Genomic DNA, 20,414 nt, shown 5'->3' with positions numbered 1-20,414 from the left:
GACCCAGGCGGTGGCGACGACCTGACATGTCGGTTGTCCGCCATGCCCTAGTCATGGTGTGTACGTCCCTTTCTGGCGAAACTTTGTTCTGCCGGTTGCGCAACCCCCCAACCGGTAGAAAGAGAGCCACCGCCATGCCATTCAGTCGTAGAGCGGCGCTGCTCAGCGCCGCCCTCGCCGCCACGCTCGTCGCGGCCGGCACCGGAAGCGCCCACGGTGACGCGACGGCCCCCGCCCCCGGAGTCGCCGCCGGAGTCACCGGCGTCCCGGCGTCGTCGGTCACCACCGCGCGGGTCACCCTCATCACCGGGGACGAGGTCGTCGTGGCCAGCCAGGCCGGCCGTCCCGTCTCGGTCACCGTCACCCCCGGCGAACGGTCGGCCGGCGACCTGCGCACCTACACGGTCGGCGCCGACGTGTACGTGATGCCGACCCAGGCCGCGCCGCTGGTCGCCTCGGGCCAGGTGGACAAGCGGCTGTTCAACGTCACCCAGCTCATCGCCCAGGGGTACGACGACGCCCACAGCGAGTCGATCCCGACCATCGTCCGCTACTCCGGCAAGGGCCTGGCCAAGGCCGCTCCGCCCGACGGCGGCCGGCTCACCCGGTCCCTGCCCGGCATCCGGGGAGCGGCCGTCGCCGCGGACAAGAAGCGCGGCGGCGCGTTCTGGGAGGCCGTGGACGACGACACCGCCAAGGCGGGCACGCCCAAGGCCCGGCTGTCCGGCGGCATCGAGAAGCTCTGGCTGGACGGCAAGGTCAAGACGCTGCTCGACAAGAGCGTGCCGCAGATCGGCGCCCCCGAGGCCTGGGCCGCCGGTTACGACGGGACCGGCGTCAAGGTCGCCGTCCTGGACACCGGCGTGGACGCCAAGCACCCCGACCTGGCCGACCGGATCGCCGACAGCCGCAGCTTCGTCCCCGGCGAGACGGCGCAGGACGGCCACGGGCACGGCACGCACGTCGCCTCCACGATCGCGGGCAGCGGCGCGGGCTCGGGCGGCAAGTACAAGGGCGTGGCCCCCGGGGCCCGGCTGCTCGTGGGCAAGGTGCTGGCCGACGAGGGCGCCGGCATGGAGTCGTGGATCCTCGACGGGATGAACTGGGCCGCCCACTCGGGCGCGAAGGTCGTCTCGATGAGCCTGGGCGGCCAGGAGGGCGCCGACGGCACCGACCCGATGGCCGTGGCGGTCAACGAGCTGACCGCCGAGACGGGCGTGCTGTTCACCATCGCCGCGGGCAACAGCGGCCCGGGGGCGACCACGGTGGGCTCGCCCGGCGTGGCCGACGCGGCGCTCACCGTCGGCGCGGTCGACTCGGCGGACGCGGTCACCGGCTTCTCCAGCCGCGGTCCCCGCGGCGGCGACGGGGCGCTCAAGCCGGAGATCACCGCTCCCGGCTTCAAGATCGTGGCCGCCCGCGCCGCGGGCACCTCGATGGGCACGCCCGTGGACGGCACGTACACCACGGCGAGCGGCACGTCGATGGCCACGCCGCACGTGGCGGGCGCCGCCGCCATCCTCGCGCAGCGGCACCCCGACTGGACCGCCGTGAGGCTGAAGAACCAGCTCGTCAGCACCGCGCGGACGACGGCCGGCACCCCCGTGCACAGCCAGGGCGCCGGCCGGGTGGACGTGAGCCGCGCCGTACGCCAGCCCGTCTCTGGCTCCGGCGTGATCGACTTCAGGCTCGCCGACTGGGACGCCGGAGAGCCGGCCACCAAGCAGATCGAGTACGTCAACGACGGCGACCAGCCCGTCACCCTGACCCTGGCCGCCAAGGGCGCGGGCGAGGACCTGCCGGCCGCGGCGCTGACCCTGGGCGCCCAGACGGTGACCGTGCCGGCGCACGGCACCGCGTCGGCGGCCGTCACCGTCGACACCTCGGCCGTGCCGGCGGGGGCGCACGGCGCGCACGTCACCGCGACCACCGCCGACGGCCAGACGGCCGTGACCACGGCCGTCGGCTTCGTCCGGGACGTGGAGCGCTTCGACGTCACCCTCAAGGTGCTCGACCGGGACGGCAGGCCGACCACCGGCGCCGCCGTCGTGCACGACATCAACCTCGACAGGCTGGCCCTTCCGGACAGCTACCTGATCGGCGCGGACGGCACCGCCAAGGTCCGGCTGCCCCGGGGCGAGCACGCCTTCATGGCGGAGATCTTCCACTACGCCGCCGACGGGAACCGGGTCTGGGAGTACACCTACGGCGCCGAGCCGGGCGCGGTCATCGACTCCGACCGGACCGTCACCTTCGACGGCGCCAAGGCCGGGCCGGTCACCATGGACACCCCGAAGCCGAACCAGACGGACCGGGTCCGGCTCGGCCTGGCGATCCAGAACGCGGCCGGCACCAGCGCCTACGGCCTCGAACAGTGGATGAACGGCGAGACGAAGGTGTACTCCGTCCCGTCCCAGGGCACGAGCAGCCGCTTCGAGTCCCGGGTCGCCTGGTCGCTCACCGCGCCGGAGCTGAAGGCGCAGGTCCTCGGCGCCGGGGCCGAGCCGATCGAGCCGGCCTACTTCCGGGGCCGGGCCGGCTCCGCGCGCATCGACGGCACCCAGGTCCTGCGGGCCGCGGACGCCGGGACCGGGCGTCCCGAGGACTACGCGGGGCAGGCGGTCCGGGGACGGCTCGCGCTGGTCAAGCGCAGCGCCGAGGTCACGCCGCAGCAGCAGGTCGACAACGCCGCCGCCGCGGGCGCGGGCGCGGTCATCATCTACAACGACAAGCCCGACAACTGGGGCGCCGACAACTGGAGCACGTCGCCGACCAGGATCCCGGCGATGACGCTCGCGGGTGAGCAGGGCGCCCGGCTGGCCGCGGCGGCGGCCAAGGGCAGGCTGCAGGTCCGGCTCTCGGGCACGGCGGTGAGCCCGTACGCCTACGAGCTGGTCAAGTACCGCAACGGCGGCGTCCCGGTGGACCAGCGGTACAAGGTGCGCGAGGGCGAGCTGGCCACCGTGCAGTCGTCGTTCCACGCCTCGGCGCCAGCCACGGAGGCCGGGTACGCCCGGTCGCTGGTCTCGCCGATGCAGGGCACGGCCTACGCGGTCTTCACCCGGCTGATCACGCCGCGGCCGCTCACCGAGTACGTCACGGCCGACCTGCGGACCTTCGAGTCGATGCAGGTGGGCTCGGTCTGGGAGGGCGGCCAGGCGTGGCAGCAGACCGCGCCGTCCGTGCTCAAGGCCGGTCAGCGGGTGTCGCGCGACTGGAACAAGGCGGTGGTCCGCACGGCGCTGCCGGCCGCGGTGGACAAGTCCGCGGTCCGCGAGGGCGCGGTCGGCGTGGTCTTCGCGGGCGGGCTGTTCGACACCGCGCCCGGCCAGACGTACCTGTTCCGCGCCTCCGCCGACAAGGAGCAGTCGACGGTCTACCGCGACGGCGAGCTGCTTGGCTCCGCGCCGTCGGCGGCCGTCGCCTTCCCGGTGGTGCCCGAACGCGCCCAGTACCGCGTGGTGACCGACGTGCAGCGGAACCAGCCGTTCTGGACGACCTCCACCAAGGTGCGCACCGACTGGACGTTCCACTCGCAGCAGGTGGCCGCCCAGGACCTGCTGCCGGTCCTGTCGATCGACTACGACCTCGACGTGGACGAGAGCAACAGCGCCCGCGCGAACGCCCCCACCCGCGTCGGCCTCGGCCTGCGCTACCCGAAGGGCCTGGCCGGGCCGCGCATCACCCGGGCCGCCCTGTGGACCTCCGCCGACGACGGCGCGACCTGGCAGCCGGTACGGCTCGCCGGGGCCGGTGAGCGCGCCTTCACCGGCACGATCAGGAACCCGGCCGAGCCCGGCGGGTTCGTGTCGCTGCGCGTGCAGGCCACCGACGCCGACGGCGGCACCGTCGAGCAGACCGTGACCCGCGCGTACCAGCTGCGCCGGTAGTTCCAGGTGAGGGGCGTCCCCGGCGGGGGCGCCCCTCACGGCGGGATCATGCCGGACCGGGCCGCGTACCAGGCCAGCTGCATGCGGCTGTCGGTCCCGGCCAGCTTCATCAGCCGCCGGATCCGGCGCTGGACGGTGCGCTCGCTGGTGCCGAGCCGGCTGGCGACCGTCTTGTCCGGCATCCCGGACAGCAGGTACGTCATCAGCGTGACATCGGTGTCGTCCCAGGCCGCGACCCCTTCGGTCACACTCGTGGCGGTGAGCCGCAGCGGGGTCGCCGCCTGCCACACCCGCTCGAACAACGCCACCAGAAGATGGACCAGGGACTGCCCCCTGACCAGGAGGAAGCCCGGCTCCACGCTCGTCTGGTCGGGCAGGACGGGCAGCAGCACGACCTCCCGGTCCACGATGATCATCTTGCTGGGCAGCTCGGCGGCGATCCTGATCTCGTAGCCGCCCTTCAGGAACCTGGCGATCTCGGCCGGGGCCCTGGGGTCGTCCAGCGCGGCGCGTTCGTACACGTAGCGGTAGGTGGCCAGGGCGTTGGTGGAGTCGTCGAGGCTGACGTCGAGCACGTACGGAGGCCGGAAGAAGGCCAGCACCTCCCGCCGGGCGCCGCGTTCCAGGTTGCCGAGCCAGGTGGCGAGCTGTTCCGGCGTGGTGAGCGCCTCGATCTCGCCCGCCGGGGAGGCCGCGCCCGTGCGGTACACCTCCACCAGCTCGGCCAGCCTGCCCTGCACCTGCTGCAACGCGGCCTGGCGCTCGGCGATCAACGTGCCGAGGCCCACGTCGGGGGGCACGGCCATGTACAGCCCGGTGTTGTCGCGGCTGGCCAGGCCGAGCGCGACGAGCCGGGTCACGGCCGCCGTCACGGCCGTCACCGGCAGGTCCAGCGCCTCGCCCACTTCGGGGATCGTCACCCGGCGGCGGCGCAGGAGCTCCAGGTAGACGACCTCCTCCTCGTCGCTGAACCCCAGCCTATCCAGCATCTCTCAGCACTTTCCGGCTGCCTCGCAGCATCAGTGTCGCTCGTACGCGGGCGCGGCCAGCTTCCAGAGGCCGACGGGACGCAGGGCGCGCGCGGCGGCGAGCAACTGCTTCTCGGGCACGTCGCCGGCGGCGATCCGCAGCAGGGTGTTCCCGCGGGCGGTGAAGACGACCCTGCCGTAGTCGTACCTCAGCACCCACAGGTCCGGCGCCGCCTCCGTGCAGGTCATGTGTCCCGGGTCGGTGCCCTCCCGCTCGCACGCGTGCTCGGGAGACACCGTCTCCGGCAGCACATCGACCGCGACGGTGGCGGCGTCGGCGCGCTCGTACGTGAGGCTGAGGTCCGGGTGGTGGATCTCCACCTCGGTCAGCCGGAAACCGGGCAGGTCGGGCACGACGTTCGTGGCGTTCCGGGCGGCCATGGCCTGCGCCTGTGCGGCGAGCGCGGTCACGTCGTGGTTCGACCAGGCCGCCAGGAACACGGACGCGGCCACGCCGACCGCCGAGAGGCGCAGCGGCGTGGCGACGGGCAGGGCGATCCCCGCTCCCAGCGCGTAGCCGCACGCTCCGGTGGCCATGGTGATCAGGCCGACGCGCCAGGCGCCGAAGGCGAGGAGGGCGGAGAAGGGCGCGGTCATGGTCAGGCCGACGTGCAGCGCGATCAGGGCGAACTGCCCCAGCAACGCCACCAGCCACCAGTTGCGCAACATGGCGTACCAGGACAGCAACATCCCGGCCGGAAGGGGCGCGAACAACATCAGCAGCAGGTTGCCCGCGGCGTCGTCAGGGCCGTGGAAGGCGAGGACGGCCTGTGCCAGCCCCACGACGGCCCCCACGAGGGCCGCCCGGATCAACGCGTTCATGCCCGATCATGGACGATCTTCGCCCATTCCTGTCAAGAGGGGGCATCCGTCCGCTTCCGCTGCGAGAACCAGCGCCAGGACGGCGGCAGCAGCAGGACGACGACGGGCAACGGCCCGGCGGCGTTCTGGGGGAGCAGCCCCAGCAGGTCGAGACGGCCGGAGTCGGCCACGTCGATCACGACGGAAACGACGACCTCAAGCAGTTCCAGGGCGACGGCCGCCCAGAGCACCCACGTCCTGCGTCCGCCGAAGCGCCCCATCAGCCAGCCGGCCGCCCAGAGGAACGCCACTTCCCACGCGATCAGGAGGAGCAGAGCGGGCACGAAGCCGGACAACGCCGCGCCGCCCCCACGGGGACAGGGAAAGCCCGAGTGAACCCCGTCTTTCGAGCAGGGGACGATCGTCCGTCCCGGAGGCCCCCAATTGGACAGCGGCATGCGCGCAACGGATATTGGACGGGAATGGAGGATCTATTACATGGATGCGCGTCTGGACCATCTCGTTCTCTGGGTCTCCGACCAGCTTGCCGCCCTGCGCTTCTACGAGCAGGTGGTGGGCCTGCCGGGGGTCCGGGGGGAGGAGTTCCGCGAGGGCGAAGCGGGGTTCCCGAGCGTACGGATCGCCGAGGGGACGATCATCGACCTGATGGCGCAGGACGTGTCGAAGGGCGTGGAGGAGGGCACGGGGGTGACGGGCAGCGCCGGGCACCAGATCAACCACTTCTGCCTGTCGGTGAGCAGGGAGGACTTCGAGGCGCTCAAGGCCCGGCTGAAGGACCACGGGGTCGAGGTCACCGGCACCGGCTCCAACTCCTTCGGCGCCCAGGGCATCGCCCCCGAGACCATCTTCTTCCCCGACCCGGACCGCAACGTCATCGAGGTCCGCTACTACCGCTGAGCCGGCGGGAGTTGTCGGTCGGGTTTGGTAGACAGGCGGCATGGGTGTGAGCGTCGACGAGTTCCTCGATCTGGTGCGTGGGTTGCCGGAGGTGACCGAGCATCCCGGCCCGGAGTGGGTCGGTTTCAAGGTCCACGGCAAGGGCTTCGGCTACCTGTGGGAGAAGACCGAGACGGTCGGGGTCAAGGCCACGATCGAGGAGCAGCTGGCGCTGGTGGCCGAGCGGCCCGAGGTGTTCGAGGTGCAGTTCACCGCGGGGCGCTTCGGGTGGGTCGTGGTCCATCTCGACAAGATCGACATCGACGAGCTGTTCGAGCTGACGGCCGAGGCGTGGTGCCTGACCGCGCCCCGGCCGCTGGTCAGCGTGTTCGAGGCGGAGCACCAGATCGCGCCGTCGTGAGCCGGGGGTAGTCTCGGGCAGCGTGACCCCCGTCGACATCCGGCTTCGCGAGTGGCGCGAGGACGACGCCCCGGCCGTGCTGCGCGCGTTCCGTACGCCCGATCTGCGCCGCCAGTCGTCCTTCCCCGTCGTCACGCTCAAGGACGCGGTGGGCTGGATCACCTCCTGGACAGGCGTCGGGCACGCGTTCGCGGTGACCGTCGAGGGCGGCGCGGTGGTCGGCAACGTGGCCGTGGCCGGGATCGACGCCCACGACAACGGCTGGGTGTCCTACTGGGTCCTGCCCGCGTACCGGGGGCTCGGGATCGCGACGGCGGCCACCGAGGAGCTGGCCCGGTGGGCGTTCGGCGAGCGCGGGCTCTTCCGGCTGGAGCTGGGGCACCGCACGGACAACCCGGCGTCGTGCCGGGTGGCGACCAAGGCGGGGTTCCGGGCGGAGGGCATCGAGCGCGGCAAGCTCCGCGACGAGGGCGTGCGCCTCGACGTCGAACGCCACGCCCGCCTGGCCACCGACTGAACGCCCGTCCCGCCCGGTCGCGGCCCGTCGGTGCCGGCCGGAGCGGGCCGGCACCGCGGACGGCGGGTCACGGAAGTGTTTGCCAGACGCCGAAGGGGCTGTCGGCGCCGGGCGCGGTCTGCTCGCGCAGGTGCAGCTTGCCGTCGGTGCCGACGGCGAACAGCACCACGCCGCCGGCCTGGTCGAGGGCTGCTGCCGGATAGTCGGTGATGGCGCCGCCGAGGCTGCTCCACCCGCCGTACGTCCCGTTGGGGCTGACCTGCTTGGCCATGCTCACCCCGGCGTCGGCGTTGCGGTGGAACATGAGGATCCTCGCGTCCGGGCCGGGCGGGGTGGTGACCAGTTCGGGCTCGCCCACCCCGGCCTCGCCCCCGATGACGACGGGCGCGAGGGTGAAGACGCCACCGGCCGTCGTCTGTTTGGTCACGACCAGCTCCGCGGTGCCGGCCCGGCGATAGGCCAGCTCGATCCTTCCGTCCTGGGCGAGGGCCGCCGTGGGCGGGCTGGCCGGGGTCATCGACGGCAGCAGAGTGTCGGCGACGAAGGCCCCGCCGGGTATGGCCTGGTACCAGCGCACGATCCGGGTCCTGCTGGCGGCGAACAGCTCGATGCGGCCCTGCGGGTTGGTGACCGCGGTGAGCCCGTCCTGGATGTCGCTGCCGCCGCCGGACAGGGCCGTCCACGAGCCCCACGTGCCGCTGTTGGCCGCCGACTGGGTGCGCGTGCTGACGCCGCCCGCGCCGTTCTTGACGAAGATCTGCAGCCGGCCGTTGCCGTTGGCGGCCACCGCGGGCACGCCGATCTGCTCGGGGGCGCCCGTGCCCGGGTTGCCGAGGTCGCTCCAGGTGGCGGCCCAGGAGCCGCCGGCGGTGGTCTGGCTCAACGACACGACGTGGTGGTCGGACAGCCGCTGGGCGAAGATCTGCAGGCGGCCGTCGGCGTTGACGCCCACGCTGACCGCCGGCCTCAGGGGGCCGCCCGCGCCGCCGAGGACGGCGGGGCCGCCCCACTGCCCGGCCGCGGTCTGCCAGTAGGTGCTCACCACGCCGCTGCGGACCACGAAGACCTGGGGCCGGCCGTCGGCGTTCCGCCCTGCCCAGGCCGTTCCGCGGGCCCACCGGTAGTACATGCGTGACTCCCACCCGTCGGGGTCGAAGGGGTCGTACTGGAAGTAGCTCTGCAGGACGGTGTTCTTGCGGGTGACGGTGGCCGCCGACAGGTTGACCGGCACGTCGGAGATGTTGTAGTCGCGATAGTTCACCTCGACGAGCGGCACGCCGTAGGAGGTGGCGGCGGCCGAGGCGAACGCGGAGGACGCCACGTGGTCGCCGTGCCCGGGGTTGTAGCGGTTGTCGGGCATCGGGTCCATCGCCCGCAGGACGGTGGGCTGGTAATGCTGCATCAGGCCGCGCAGTACGGCGACCACGTCGTCGTAGGCGTAGGTGTACGACTGGGTCACCAGGCTGCCCTGCGGGATGATCGTGTGATCGACGAAGTCGTCCACGACGGTGAACCAGCCGAGCTGGTCGTCGCGCAGGTTCATGAACACGAGCTGGACCCGTGGTTCGGCGGTGAGGGTGTACCTCTCGACCTGGCGGCCGGCCAGCGACCAGGCGTCGCGGCTCCACTCCTCCTGGGCATGGGGGTCGGCGTCGGGCACCCCGGCCATGCGCGCGTAGGCGTCCTGGATGCCGCGCTGCCGGTTGCGGGCGCGTTGCTCGTCGGTGCTGCCGAGCCCGGTGAGCTGGCCGGCGGTGATGAACACGGTCACGCTCGACTGCCCCGACCGGATGGAGTCGTGGATGTCGGGGTTCATGAACAGCAGGTCGTCGTCCTCGTGCGCGACGACCTGCATGAACTGGTCGCCCGCCGTGGTGGCCGAGGCGGTGCCTCCGGCTCCGGTCATCGGGATCAGCGTGACCAGTGCCACGGCCAAGGCAGTCAGCCGAACGGATAAGGACGTGAACGCGTTTCTGCGCATGTGTGCTCCCCCCACCAGGTCCTCCGGGCCGTCGTTGCGTGCCCAGAAGCCGATGCTGATCAGCCCGTAATTGGCGAGCAAGGGGAAAAGAGATAACAACTGCGTAACTCGCGCCGCGAGTAAGGCAATGTTATGGCACGGACCGCACGGGAAAACGGTTGCCTCGCGGTTTTCGGCCACGCCTTTCCCGTCGGTACGAAAACGTTCCCGACAATCCACGGGCGAATATGGCGCGGCCCATGGCGTTCCGTGATCGCGGGATCGCTCCGGCGGCCGTGAATGCGGTCACGCGCCCGCGGGCCGGCGCTGCGGAATTCCGGACGGTTCCATTCGTTCCCCGCAGCCCGACGGAAACGGACGCCGAGGGCCGGTATTCCCGGCCGGCACGCATGCGAATGGACACGAGTGGTCGGCGTGGCGTGCCCTGATCTAGGCTTTCGGACGTGAATGGAGAGAGTCTGGCCGCGGCGGGCCTGCTGGAAACTCTGAGCCGGGCCGCGGTGGTTCTCGCCGAGTCGCGGCACCCCTTCGTGTGCAGCACCCCGTTCTCCTTCTTCGTCCCGCCCGCCGGGGTCAGGGTCGGAACCGTGTTCACGCTTCCCGACGGGCGCGAGGTGTCCTTCGCCGTCTCCGTCGCGGTCGCCGGCGACGCCTTCCACGTGGACGGTTCGGTGACGGTCGAGAGCGATGTGCTGCTGGAGTTGCCGCGCGCGAGCGCGCCGGCGATCCAGGACGCGCTGGCGGTGCTGGAGGACCACGCGGGGGAGGTGGCGGCGGCGTCGGGTCGGCTGATCGACCAGTTACTGGAGGATATTGTATAGTTGTCAGACAATGTCTGGCATGAAGAACGGTCCTCTCGCCGTCGTGGGCGCCTCCGTGCTGTGGGGCACGGCCGGCACAGCGGGGCTGCTGGTCTCCGCGGACTCCGTCGCCCTGGCCGCGGCCAGGCTGGTCGTCGGCGGCACGGCGCTCGCCCTGCTCGCCGGGTCCGGGCTGCGGCGCACGATCACCCCCTCCCTGCTGCTGGCCGCCGCCGCCGTGGCCGCGTACCAGTTGTGCTTCTTCGCCGCCGTCAGCCGCACGGGCGTGGCCATCGGAACGGTGGCGGCGATCGGCAGCGGGCCGGTCTTCACCGGGTTGCTGTCCTGGCTGCTGCACCGCAGAAAGCCGGACGCGCGGTGGGCGCTGGCGACCACCGCGGCCGTGTGCGGCTGCGCGGCCCTGATCGTCGGCGGCGACCCGGCGGGCGGCCAGGTCGCGGGCGGTCAGGTGGTCATCGGAGTCGCGTTCGCCCTGCTCGGCGGACTGCTCTACGCCTTCTACGCCGTCACCGCGGCGCGGGCCATCAGCGGGGGCGCGGCGTCCGGCGCCGTCATGGGCGTCCTGTTCGGCGGGGCGGCCCTGATCATGCTGCCGGTCCTGCTGCTGACCGGCGTCGAGTGGCTGGCCGAGCCGGAGAGCCTGATCGCCGTCGCCTATCTCGGCCTGGGAACCACGGCACTGTCCTATTTCCTGTACGGCCGCGGCCTGCGCACCACCCCGGTCGCCACGGCGGCGACCCTGGCCCTCGCCGAACCGGCGGTCGCGGCGCTCCTCGGCGTCGTGGTGCTGCGGGAGCACCTCGGCCTGGTCTCCGTCGCGGGGCTCGTGCTGATGGCGATCGGGCTCGTCGCGGTGGCCGTACCGGATAAGGCGCGGGCGGGGGCGTTAGAGTCACAGCCGTGACGTTGTCCCTCAAACCAGTCTCCGCCGTCGACGCGCTGGCCGGCGCCCTGCGCACCAGGGTGTTGTCGGGCGAGATCGAGCCGGGCACATCCCTGCCTGAGCAGGAGATCGCCGCCGCGTACGGCGTCGCGCGGCCGACCGTTCGCGAGGCGCTGGCGATGCTGGTCCACGAGGGGCTGCTCAGGCGCGAGCGCAACCGCAGCGCCTATGTCCCCGAGGTGACGATCTCGGACCTGGACGACCTCATGTACGTGCGCCGGCCGCTGGAGGACCTGATGGCGAGGGCCGTGGCGGGACGCCGGGTCGAGCCGGCGGAGGCGGCGCTGCGCAGGATGGACGGCCTGCCGGAGCAGGCGCCGTGGTCGGCGGTCGTGGCCGAGCACATGGCGTTGCACCAGGCGCTCATCGAGGCCGTGGGCAGCCCCCGGCTGGAACGTCTCTACGCCGGTCTCGCCGCCGAGACCAGGCTCGGCCTGGTGCGGCTCAAGCAGGTGTACAAGGACCGCGACGTGCTGGTCCGCGAGCACCGCGCCCTGCTGGACGCCATCGCCGACGGGCCGCAGGACGCCGCGCGGGCGGCGGTGGCCGCGCACCTCAACCACTCGTGGGGGCAGGAAACGGACGGCTGACCGTCCTTCGGACGGGGCATTCAGGACGAACCCTTGCGTGATCCGCCCGCGACTCGCAAGAATCGCGCCCATGCACGGCAATGCGATGCCGGACTCCTACGTGTATGTCACGGAAGAGGGCGTCACTCGTCACTACGCGGACGGGAGCGTCGAAGCCCTCGCGTGGGAGGACGTGGTCGAGATCCGTGTCGTCGCCGCCTCCGGGGAAGACATCCACTACATCCTGCTCGATCGGGACGGCGAGGGCTGCGTGGTCCCGCGCAGCGCGACGGACGCCACCTTCCTGGCCCGGCTGAGGTACCTGCCCGACTTCGACGTCGATCGTCTCCGCCTGGCGGCCGACTCGGCCGGCGACGCCGTCGTGGTCGTCTGGCGCAGCCCGGACCCGCCCAGCGCGCTGCCGGACTTGGAGTACGACTAGGCCGTTACGGCGTCACCTGCCGAAATATCGCCTTAAACCTCACATTTACCCCTCGCGGGCGTTGCATTTTTGGACCGTTCCGTCAAGGTCTCTTGTCAACTAACCTTCGTCCGATTGTGGACATTTGCTCGGTATTTCCCTGCTTCGGATTGATCTTTACCCTTTAGTGGGGGCCGCCGCCCTTGATCAGACATGGGCTATGTCAACCCATGTGGCTCAAGAGACGTCATGTACAGCGGTGTACGGAGTCATCAGGGTGGTTTCTATGAGGGTGGGGACTGGGGAGTCCGCTGTCGTGCTCCTTGAGGCCGTACCGCGTCATTCGTCCAGTATCTGGACGCGAGCCTACTCGCGACTTCTGTTGCTCGGGGACACTACCTGCGCTTTCGCGGCGTGTGTCGGAGTGATTGGAGTTCGAGCGCTCGACGACGCGTACGTTCCTTTCGAGGAGTTCGTGTTCGGATTCGTTCTGGTACTGGCCTGGCCGGTCGCGCTCGTGTTCGGCGGCGCCTACCGGCAGCGGGCCAACGGAGAAGGAACGGAGGAGTTCAAGGCGGTCTTCAACGGCGGGATCGGCCTCATGGCGGCGGTGGCGATCGGCGCCTATGCCACGCAGACCGCCGTCGCGCGGAGTTTCGTCATGGCGATGCTGCCGATGGCGCTGCTCTCGACGTTGTACTTCCGCTACAGAATGCGCAAATACCTGCACCGCCGGCGGGTGAGCGGCGACTACATGCGCCAGGTCATCGCCGTCGGCCATCGGGACTCGATCCTCGACCTGATGGTGCAGTTCCGCCGCCAGCCCTATCACGGCATGGAGGTGGTGGGAGCCTGCCTGCCGACCGGCGATCCCGACATCGACCTCGACGGCGTCCCGGTGATGGGCTCGTTCCACGATGTGGCGGACGTGGTCGCGGACGCGCGCGCCGACGCGGTGGCGGTGCTGGCCTGTCCCGAGCTGGACGGCGCTGCGCTGCGCAGGCTCGCCTGGAGCCTGGAGCCGACCAGGACCGACCTGTTCGTCGCCCCCGCGCTGCTGGACGTGGCGGGGCCGCGCATCAGCATCAGGCCGGTGGCGGGCATGCCGCTGATGCACGTGGAGCACCCGGAGTTCGACGGCGCCAGGCGCTTCGTCAAGTCGGTCTTCGACCGCCTGGTCGCCGGCGTGGCCCTGCTCCTGCTCGCCATGCCGCTGCTGCTGGTCGCGCTGCTGATCAGGAGCACCAGCGACGGGCCCGCGCTGTTCCGGCAGACCAGGATCGGCAAGGACGGCGCCGAATTCAGGGTCGTGAAATTTCGTACGATGGTGGCTGACGCTGAGCGGCTGAAGGGCACACTCCTCGACTCGAACGAGTTCGACGGCGTGCTGTTCAAGATGCGGCACGATCCACGGATCACCCGGGTGGGCGCGTTCCTGCGGAAGTACTCCGTGGACGAGGTCCCCCAGCTGCTCAACGTCATCCGCGGTGAGATGTCGCTGGTCGGCCCGAGACCGCCGCTGCCCGACGAGGTCGCCAGGTACGGGACCGACGTGCGCCGCCGCCTGGTGGTCAAGCCGGGCATGACCGGTCTCTGGCAGGTCAGCGGCAGATCCGACCTGAGCTGGGAGGAGTCCGTCCGTCTCGACCTGCGATACGTGGAGAACTGGTCGCTCATTCTCGACCTGCAGATCCTCTGGAAGACCTGGTCCGTCGTCACCCGTGGAGAAGGGGCTTACTAGCAGTGAAGGCGCTCGTGCTCGCCGGAGGATCCGGTACACGGCTACGGCCCATCACCCACACCTCGGCCAAACAACTGGTGCCGGTCGCGAACAAGCCGGTGCTGTTCTACGGCCTGGAGGCGATCGCGGAGACCGGCATCCAGGAGGTCGGCCTGGTGGTCGGCGACACCCAGCCGGAGATCGAGGCCGCCGTCGGCGACGGCTCGGCGTTCGGGTTGCAGGTCACCTACCTGCGTCAGAGCGCTCCGCTGGGGCTGGCGCACGGCGTGCTCATCGCACGGGACTTCCTGGGCGACGAGGACTTCGTCATGTACCTGGGCGACAACTTCATCGTCGGCGGGATCGGCGCGCTGGTGGACAGGTTCGCCGCCCGGCGGCCGGCCGCGCAGATCCTGCTGACCAGGGTCGGCGATCCCTCGCAGTTCGGCGTGGCCGAGCTGGACGGCCTGGGCAGGGTGGTCGGCCTCGAGGAGAAGCCGGCCCGGCCCAAGAGCGACCTGGCCCTGGTCGGCGTCTACCTGTTCACCCCGGCCGTGCACGCCGCGGTCGCGGAGCTCAAGCCGTCGTGGCGGGGCGAGCTGGAGATCACCGACGCCATCCAGTGGCTGATCGAGGCGGGCATGGCCGTCGACTCGTCGGTGATCACCGGCTACTGGAAGGACACCGGCAACGTCACCGACATGCTGGAGGTCAACCGGCTGGTGCTCGAAGCGCTCGAAGCGCGGGCCGAGGGCCTGGTGGACGAGGCCAGCGAGCTGGTCGGCCGGGTGGTGGTCGAGGCCGGCGCCGTGGTGGAGCGCTCCCGCCTGGTCGGCCCGGTGATCGTCGGGCCGGGCACCCGCGTCGCGGACAGTTACATCGGCCCGTTCACGTCCGTCGGCGCCGACTGCCTGGTCAGCGGCAGCGAGCTGGAATATTCGATCGTGATGCCCGGCGCCTCCCTCACCGGGGTGGGCAGGATCGAGTCCTCGCTGATCGGCCACCACGTCGAGGTGACCGCCTCACTCAACACACCCAAGGCCCACCGTCTCGTGCTGGGCGATCACAGCAAGGTGCAGATCGGTACATGAAGAGGATTCTGGTGACCGGAGGGGCGGGATTCATCGGGTCCCACTTCGTCCGAGGGCTGCGTGACGCCGACGTGACCGTGCTCGACAAGCTCACGTACGCCGGCAACCTGGCCAACCTGGAGGGGGTGCCGCACGCGTTCGTCCGCGGCGACATCTGCGACGCCGACCTGCTGCGCCGGGTCGTCCCGGGGCACGACCTGGTGGTGAACTTCGCCGCCGAGTCGCACGTGGACCGTTCGATCGCGGGCGCAGCCGAGTTCGTGCGCACCAACGTCCTGGGCACCCAGACGTTGTTGCAGGCGTGCCTGGAGGCGGGGGTGCCGAAGGTCGTCCACGTCTCCACCGACGAGGTGTACGGCTCGATCGACATCGGCTCCTGGGACGAGTCCGCGCCGCTCCAGCCGCGGTCGCCGTACGCGGCGTCCAAGGCTGGCGCCGACATGCTGGCCCGCGCGTACGCCGTCACCCACGGGCTGAACGTCAGCGTCACCCGGTGCGGCAACAACTACGGCCCGCGCCAGTACCCGGAGAAGCTCATCCCGCTGTTCATCACCAACCTCCTGCGCGGCAGGAAGGTGCCGCTCTACGGCGACGGCGGCAACGTCCGGGACTGGATCCACGTCGAGGACCACTGCGCCGGGATCCGCCTGGTCGCGGAGGCGGGCCAGTCCGGCGAGGTGTACCACATCGCCGGTACGGCCGAGCTGACCAACAAGGAGCTGACCGGCCGCCTGCTCGAAGCCTGCGGCCGGAGCTGGGACCTGGTCGCCTACGTCGAGGACCGCAAGGGCCACGACCGGCGCTACTCGCTGGACGACCGCAAGCTGCGCGCGATGGGCTTCCGCCCGCAGATCTCCTTCGAGCAGGGCCTGAAGGAGACCGTGCGGTGGTACCACGAGAACCGGGCCTGGTGGGCGTAGGTGACGCGAGAGCAGGCGGCGCCCGGCGCCGCCCTGACGTGGCTGGTGACGGGGGCGGGCGGGATGCTCGGCCACGACCTGACGCGGTTGCTGCGCGCCCTGCCGGACACGCGGGTGGCCGCGTTCACCAGGGCGGAGCTCGACGTGTGCGACGCGGCGGCGGTGGCGGCGGCGGTGCGCGCGACCGAGCCGGACGTGGTGGTCAACTGCGCCGCCTGGACCGACGTGGACGGCGCCGAGGCGGACGAGGCCGGGGCCATGGCCGTCAACGGAACCGCGGTGACCGGGCTCGCCCGGGTGTGCGCGGAGAGGGGAGCGCGGCTGCTGCAGCCCTCCACCGACTACGTCTTCGACGGTACGGCGCGCACGCCGTACCCGGAGGACGCCCCGGCGTGCCCGATCAACGCGTACGGCAGGTCCAAGCTGGCCGGTGAGCGTGCCGCCCTCGGCCACGGACACTACGTCGTGCGCACCGCGTGGCTCTACGGCGCGCGCGGGCGCAGCTTCACCCGGACGATGGCGGCGATGGCGGCGGCGGGCAGGCCGGCGAGGGTGGTCGACGACCAGCTCGGCCAGCCCACCTGGACCGCGGACCTGGCCGAACGGCTGATCCTGCTCGGCCGCGGCCAGGCCCCGCCCGGCGTCTACCACGCGACCAGCACGGGCCGGACGAGCTGGTACGGCCTGGCCCGGCTGGTCTACTCGCTGGCCGGGGCCGACCCCGGCCTGGTCGAGCCGGTCGGCTCCGCCGCCTTCCCCCGGCCCGCGCCCCGCCCCGCCTACAGCGTGCTGGGCCACGACGCCTGGGGGACGGTGACGCCGATGCGCGAGTGGCGCGCCGCCTTATCCGCCGCCTGGCCCCACCTGCTGGCCGGTTGGGACCCCGTAATGGGCCAGGCAGTCGGCGTAGGAGGGCAGTAGACCTTGTTCGGCTGCTTGCGCCAGCGTGGGCGCCGCGGCGTCCTTCTCCGACAGGACGGGCTCGATGCCGGCCGGCCAGGCGATGCCGAGGGCCGGGTCGAGCGGGTGGATGCCGTGCTCCATCTTCGGCGTGTAGGGGGTGGAGCACAGATAGACGACCGTGGCGGTGTCGCTGAGCGCGAAGAAGCCGTGCCCGAGGCCCTCGGCGAGGTAGACCGCCTGCCGCCGCCGGTCGTCGAGCTCGACGGTCACCGAACGGCCGAAGGTGGGCGATCCGGTGCGCACGTCCACGACGACGTCGAGCACTTTCCCGGACACGCACGTCACGAATTTCGCCTGTCCGGGCGGCACGCTGGAGAAATGCACGCCGCGCAGGGTGCCTTTGAAGGAGGTCGAGCAGTTGGCCTGGGCCACCTCCATGGGGCGGTCGAGCTCGTCCCTCTTGAACCATTCAAGGAACGACCCGCGGTGGTCACCGTGGATACGCGGGCTGAACAGCCGGGCACCGGCGAGATCAAGGGGGTCCATGAGGCGGATGATGGCACAGCGGGAACGTTCCGACCAGTGCCTGTAACGCCTGTGGTCATGGCCGCGAAATGTCAGTTGGCGCGGGTAAGGGGCCGGCGTCAAATGAGCACCCGGCACCGCATGCCCGTCGCGGAATTCGCGGTCGTGCTCGCCGGCCGCGAAATTTATTTCCTTCGCCACCCGGCCGTAGAAGGCAGATGAACCGCGCCGAACCGCACGTCCCAGAAATTCACCTGAATCCAGAACGCCTGTCATTGGGGAGGGACCATGGCTCGTCGGTACCAGTGTGAGAGAGGTCGAGGCCGGTGAGGCGGTGCCGGTTGTGCGGCTCGGACCGGCTGGCGAGCGTCGTCGATCTCGGCGCCACGCCTCCGTGCGAGCTGTTCCTCACCGAGGAACAGCTCGACGAGCCCGAACCCACCTACCCCCTGCACCTACGGGTCTGCACCGATTGCCGGCTGGCCCAACTCCCTCCGCTGATCAGGCCGGAGGACACCTTCACGGAGTACGCCTACTTCTCCTCCTACTCGGCCTCCTGGGTCGAGCACGCGCGGCGGTTCGCCGACTCCGCGCTCGACCGCCTGGCCCCCGGTTTCGTGGTCGAGGTGGCGAGCAACGACGGTTACCTGCTGCGGCATGTCGTCGAGCGCGGCGTCCGTTGCCTGGGTGTCGAGCCGTCGGCGAACGTGGGCCAGGCCGCCAGGGACAGGGGCGTGCCCACCCTCACCGCGTTCCTCGACCCGGAGACCGGGGCGGCGATCAGGGCCGAGCACGGGCCGGCCGACCTGGTGGTGGCCAATAACGTCTACGCGCACGTGCCCGACATCGTGGGCTTCACGCAAGGGCTGCGCGCGCTCGTCGCCGACGACGGCTGGGTCTCCATCGAGGTGCAGCACCTGCTCACGCTCATGGAGCTGAACCAGTACGACACGATCTACCACGAGCATTTCCAGTACTACACGGTCGCCTCGGCCCAGCGGGCGCTGGCGACGGGCGGACTGACCCTGGTGGACGTGGAGCTCCTGCCGACGCACGGCGGCTCCATCCGGCTGTGGGCCAGGCCCGCAGAGGCGGCCGCCGGCCCGGGGCCACGCGTCGCCGACGTGCTGGACAGGGAGAAGGCCGCCGGGCTGGCGGAGACCGGCGGCTATGCCGAGTTCGGCGAGCGGGTGGCCAAGGTACGCCGCGACCTGCTGCGGTTCCTCATCGACGCGGCCGAGTCGGGCAAGACGGTGGTCGGCTACGGCGCCCCGGGCAAGGGCAACACCCTGCTCAACCATTGCGGCATCCGTCCGGACCTGCTGGCCTACACGGTGGACCGCAACCCGTACAAACACGGCAGGTTCACGCCCGGCACGCGCATCCCCGTGCTGCCGCCCAGCAAGATCGCCGAGGACAGGCCCGACTACGTGCTGGTCCTGCCGTGGAACCTGCGGACCGAACTCCTCGAACAACTCTCCTACGTCCGCGAATGGGGTGGACGGCTGGTCTTCCCCATCCCGTCACTGGAGGTCGCGCCATGAAGGTCGTGCTCTTCTGTGGCGGTTACGGCACCCGCATGCGCAGCGGCGCGCCGGGAGACGTGCCCAAGCCGATGCAGCTCGTCGGCCCCCGTCCGCTTCTGTGGCACGTGATGCGCTACTACGCGCACTTCGGGCACACCGACTTCGTTCTCTGCCTCGGCTACGGCGCCCAGCACATCACCGAGTTCTTCCTCAACTACCGGGAGACGCTCTCCAACGACTTCGTGCTGCGCAAGGGCGAGGTCGAGATGCTCTCCCAGGACACCTCGGACTGGTCGATCTCCTTCGTGCAGACCGGCATCCAGTCGCCGATCGGGGAGCGGCTGCGCCGGGTCCGCCCGTACCTGGAGGGCGAGGACGTCTTCCTGGCCAACTACGCGGACGTGCTCACCGACGCCCCGCTGCCCGACGTCATCGACAGGTTCATGGCGGCGGACGCGGGCGCCTCCATGATGGTGGTGCCGCCGCCCGGCACCTTCCACTGCATCGACGTCACCGACGACGGGCTGGCCCGCGACATCGTCCCGGTCAGCGAGATGCCGCTCTGGGTGAACGGCGGCTACTTCGTCCTGCGCCAGGAGGTCTTCGACCATCTGCCGGAGAACGGAGACCTGGTCGGTGACGCCTGCGTGGAGCTGGCCAAGCGCGGCAGGCTGACGGCCTACCGGCACCGCGGGTACTGGCGGCCGACCGACACCGTCAACCAGCGCGTCGAGTTGGACGAGGCCTACTCGCGCGGCGATCGGCCGTGGGCCTTGTGGGAGAGATGATCGGGCTCCTCCCGGCACGCCTCGGCGAGGTCGTCGCGCTCGGCGCGCACTGCGACGACCTCGCGATCGGCGCGGGCGGCACCCTGCTCACCCTCTGCGCGGCCCGCCCCGGACTACGGATCCACGCGCTCGTGCTGTCCGGCGGCGGCACCGGGCGCGAGGAGGAGGAGAGGGCGGCGCTGGCCGCCTTCTGCCCGGACGCCGACCTGCGGCTGAACGTGCTCAAGCTGCCCGACGGCCGGCTGCCCGCGTACTGGCAGGAGGCCAAGGACGCGCTGGAGGAGCTGTGCCGCGCGAGCGACCCGGACCTGATCCTCGCCCCGCACCGGGCCGACGCCCACCAGGACCACCGGGGCCTGGCCGAACTCGTGCCCACCACCTTCCGTGACCACCTGACGCTCGGCTACGAGATCGTCAAATGGGACGGCGACCTCGGACGTCCCTCCCTCTACCAGCCGCTGCGCCCCGAGGTGGCGCGGGAGAAGGTCGCCCTGCTCCAGCGCCACTACCCCTCGCAGCGGCACCGCCCCTGGTACGACCCGGAGGCGTTCATCGGCCTGGCCCGCATCCGCGGCATCGAGTGCGGCGCCAGGTACGCCGAGGCCTTCCACGCCAGCAAACTCGTCATCGACCTCACAGCCGGAGGCTAGCC

At 71.1% G+C, this 20,414-nt stretch carries 20 protein-coding genes; 15 read left to right on the top strand and 5 right to left on the bottom strand.

Annotation, left to right across the window (positions count from 1 at the left end; genetic code table 11):
- Nucleotides 1-134: 134 nt before the first annotated feature.
- Nucleotides 135-3,890: a S8 family serine peptidase gene (locus AB0J76_RS02015; RefSeq protein WP_352322201.1), complete on the top strand. Its 3,756-nt coding sequence runs from the start codon at nucleotides 135-137 to the stop codon at nucleotides 3,888-3,890.
- A 35-nt stretch (nucleotides 3,891-3,925) separates the two neighbouring features.
- On the opposite strand, the gene AB0J76_RS02010 is transcribed toward AB0J76_RS02015, so the two are convergent.
- Genes AB0J76_RS02010 through AB0J76_RS02000 form a run of 3 tightly spaced genes read right to left on the bottom strand, consistent with a single transcriptional unit; the run spans nucleotide 3,926 to nucleotide 6,063 of the window.
- Nucleotides 3,926-4,879, bottom strand: coding sequence for a helix-turn-helix domain-containing protein (locus tag AB0J76_RS02010; RefSeq protein ID WP_352322202.1), 954 nt, complete (start codon nucleotides 4,877-4,879; stop codon nucleotides 3,926-3,928).
- 30 nt (nucleotides 4,880-4,909) lie between these two features.
- Nucleotides 4,910-5,740, bottom strand: a complete 831-nt coding sequence (locus AB0J76_RS02005) for a hypothetical protein (RefSeq protein WP_352322204.1) — start codon at nucleotides 5,738-5,740, stop codon at nucleotides 4,910-4,912.
- A 32-nt stretch (nucleotides 5,741-5,772) separates the two neighbouring features.
- Nucleotides 5,773-6,063 (bottom strand): hypothetical protein, encoded by a 291-nt coding sequence (locus AB0J76_RS02000; protein WP_352322205.1) that lies wholly within the window; start codon nucleotides 6,061-6,063, stop codon nucleotides 5,773-5,775.
- Between the two features lie 154 nt (nucleotides 6,064-6,217).
- On the opposite strand from AB0J76_RS02000, the gene AB0J76_RS01995 reads away from it, so the two are divergent.
- Genes AB0J76_RS01995 through AB0J76_RS01985 form a run of 3 tightly spaced genes read left to right on the top strand, consistent with a single transcriptional unit; the run spans nucleotide 6,218 to nucleotide 7,554 of the window.
- On the top strand, nucleotides 6,218-6,637 hold the full coding sequence (locus tag AB0J76_RS01995; RefSeq protein WP_352322207.1) for a VOC family protein: 420 nt from the start codon (nucleotides 6,218-6,220) through the stop codon (nucleotides 6,635-6,637).
- 40 nt (nucleotides 6,638-6,677) lie between these two features.
- Nucleotides 6,678-7,037 carry an MmcQ/YjbR family DNA-binding protein gene (locus AB0J76_RS01990; RefSeq protein WP_352322209.1) on the top strand — a complete coding sequence of 120 codons (360 nt, stop codon included), beginning with the start codon at nucleotides 6,678-6,680 and terminating at the stop codon, nucleotides 7,035-7,037.
- Nucleotides 7,038-7,059: 22 nt separating this feature from the next.
- The gene (locus AB0J76_RS01985) at nucleotides 7,060-7,554 is read left to right on the top strand and encodes a GNAT family N-acetyltransferase (protein WP_352322211.1); all 495 of its coding nucleotides are present in this window, start codon (nucleotides 7,060-7,062) and stop codon (nucleotides 7,552-7,554) included.
- Between the two features lie 67 nt (nucleotides 7,555-7,621).
- On the opposite strand, the gene AB0J76_RS01980 is transcribed toward AB0J76_RS01985, so the two are convergent.
- Entirely contained in the window at nucleotides 7,622-9,460 is a 1,839-nt protein-coding gene (locus AB0J76_RS01980; protein ID WP_364388469.1) for a PIG-L family deacetylase, read from the bottom strand.
- A 518-nt stretch (nucleotides 9,461-9,978) separates the two neighbouring features.
- On the opposite strand from AB0J76_RS01980, the gene AB0J76_RS01975 reads away from it, so the two are divergent.
- From AB0J76_RS01975 to rfbD, 8 genes are all read left to right on the top strand, one after another.
- Entirely contained in the window at nucleotides 9,979-10,356 is a 378-nt protein-coding gene (locus AB0J76_RS01975; RefSeq protein ID WP_352322213.1) for a hypothetical protein, read from the top strand.
- A 19-nt stretch (nucleotides 10,357-10,375) separates the two neighbouring features.
- Entirely contained in the window at nucleotides 10,376-11,260 is an 885-nt protein-coding gene (locus AB0J76_RS01970; protein ID WP_352322214.1) for an EamA family transporter, read from the top strand.
- Complete coding sequence (locus AB0J76_RS01965) at nucleotides 11,257-11,889, top strand: GntR family transcriptional regulator (RefSeq protein ID WP_352322216.1); 633 nt, start codon at nucleotides 11,257-11,259, stop codon at nucleotides 11,887-11,889. The genes AB0J76_RS01970 and AB0J76_RS01965 overlap by 4 nt, the downstream gene beginning before the upstream one ends.
- Before the next feature lie 70 nt (nucleotides 11,890-11,959).
- Entirely contained in the window at nucleotides 11,960-12,310 is a 351-nt protein-coding gene (locus AB0J76_RS01960) for a hypothetical protein (protein ID WP_352322218.1), read from the top strand.
- 265 nt (nucleotides 12,311-12,575) lie between these two features.
- Nucleotides 12,576-14,030 (top strand): sugar transferase, encoded by a 1,455-nt coding sequence (locus tag AB0J76_RS01955; RefSeq protein ID WP_352322220.1) that lies wholly within the window; start codon nucleotides 12,576-12,578, stop codon nucleotides 14,028-14,030.
- Between the two features lie 2 nt (nucleotides 14,031-14,032).
- Nucleotides 14,033-15,100: a glucose-1-phosphate thymidylyltransferase gene (locus AB0J76_RS01950; protein WP_352322222.1), complete on the top strand. Its 1,068-nt coding sequence runs from the start codon at nucleotides 14,033-14,035 to the stop codon at nucleotides 15,098-15,100.
- The gene (gene rfbB / locus AB0J76_RS01945; protein WP_352322224.1) at nucleotides 15,097-16,020 is read left to right on the top strand and encodes a dTDP-glucose 4,6-dehydratase; all 924 of its coding nucleotides are present in this window, start codon (nucleotides 15,097-15,099) and stop codon (nucleotides 16,018-16,020) included. The genes AB0J76_RS01950 and rfbB overlap by 4 nt, the downstream gene beginning before the upstream one ends.
- Nucleotides 16,021-16,941, top strand: a complete 921-nt coding sequence (gene rfbD / locus AB0J76_RS01940) for a dTDP-4-dehydrorhamnose reductase (protein ID WP_352322225.1) — start codon at nucleotides 16,021-16,023, stop codon at nucleotides 16,939-16,941.
- On the opposite strand, the gene AB0J76_RS01935 is transcribed toward rfbD, so the two are convergent.
- Complete coding sequence (locus tag AB0J76_RS01935; RefSeq protein ID WP_352322227.1) at nucleotides 16,864-17,469, bottom strand: dTDP-4-dehydrorhamnose 3,5-epimerase family protein; 606 nt, start codon at nucleotides 17,467-17,469, stop codon at nucleotides 16,864-16,866. The two genes, rfbD and AB0J76_RS01935, sit on opposite strands and share 78 nt — an antisense overlap.
- A 305-nt stretch (nucleotides 17,470-17,774) precedes the next feature.
- Between AB0J76_RS01935 and AB0J76_RS01930 the strand changes: the two genes are divergently transcribed.
- The 3 genes from AB0J76_RS01930 to AB0J76_RS01920 are packed head-to-tail and all read left to right on the top strand — an operon-like array spanning nucleotide 17,775 to nucleotide 20,412.
- On the top strand, nucleotides 17,775-18,992 hold the full coding sequence (locus tag AB0J76_RS01930) for a class I SAM-dependent methyltransferase (RefSeq protein ID WP_364388461.1): 1,218 nt from the start codon (nucleotides 17,775-17,777) through the stop codon (nucleotides 18,990-18,992).
- Nucleotides 18,989-19,762, top strand: coding sequence for a glucose-1-phosphate cytidylyltransferase (locus AB0J76_RS01925; protein ID WP_352322231.1), 774 nt, complete (start codon nucleotides 18,989-18,991; stop codon nucleotides 19,760-19,762). The genes AB0J76_RS01930 and AB0J76_RS01925 overlap by 4 nt, the downstream gene beginning before the upstream one ends.
- Nucleotides 19,759-20,412 (top strand): PIG-L family deacetylase, encoded by a 654-nt coding sequence (locus tag AB0J76_RS01920; RefSeq protein WP_352322233.1) that lies wholly within the window; start codon nucleotides 19,759-19,761, stop codon nucleotides 20,410-20,412. Before AB0J76_RS01925 ends, AB0J76_RS01920 begins: the two co-directional genes overlap by 4 nt.
- Nucleotides 20,413-20,414 lie beyond the last annotated feature (2 nt).

The sequence above is a fragment of the Nonomuraea sp. NPDC049624 genome (assembly GCF_040675255.1).
GTDB lineage: Bacteria > Actinomycetota > Actinomycetes > Streptosporangiales > Streptosporangiaceae > Nonomuraea.
Note: the sequence above shows the minus strand (reverse complement) of the source record. Positions and strands in the feature narration are given on the sequence as shown.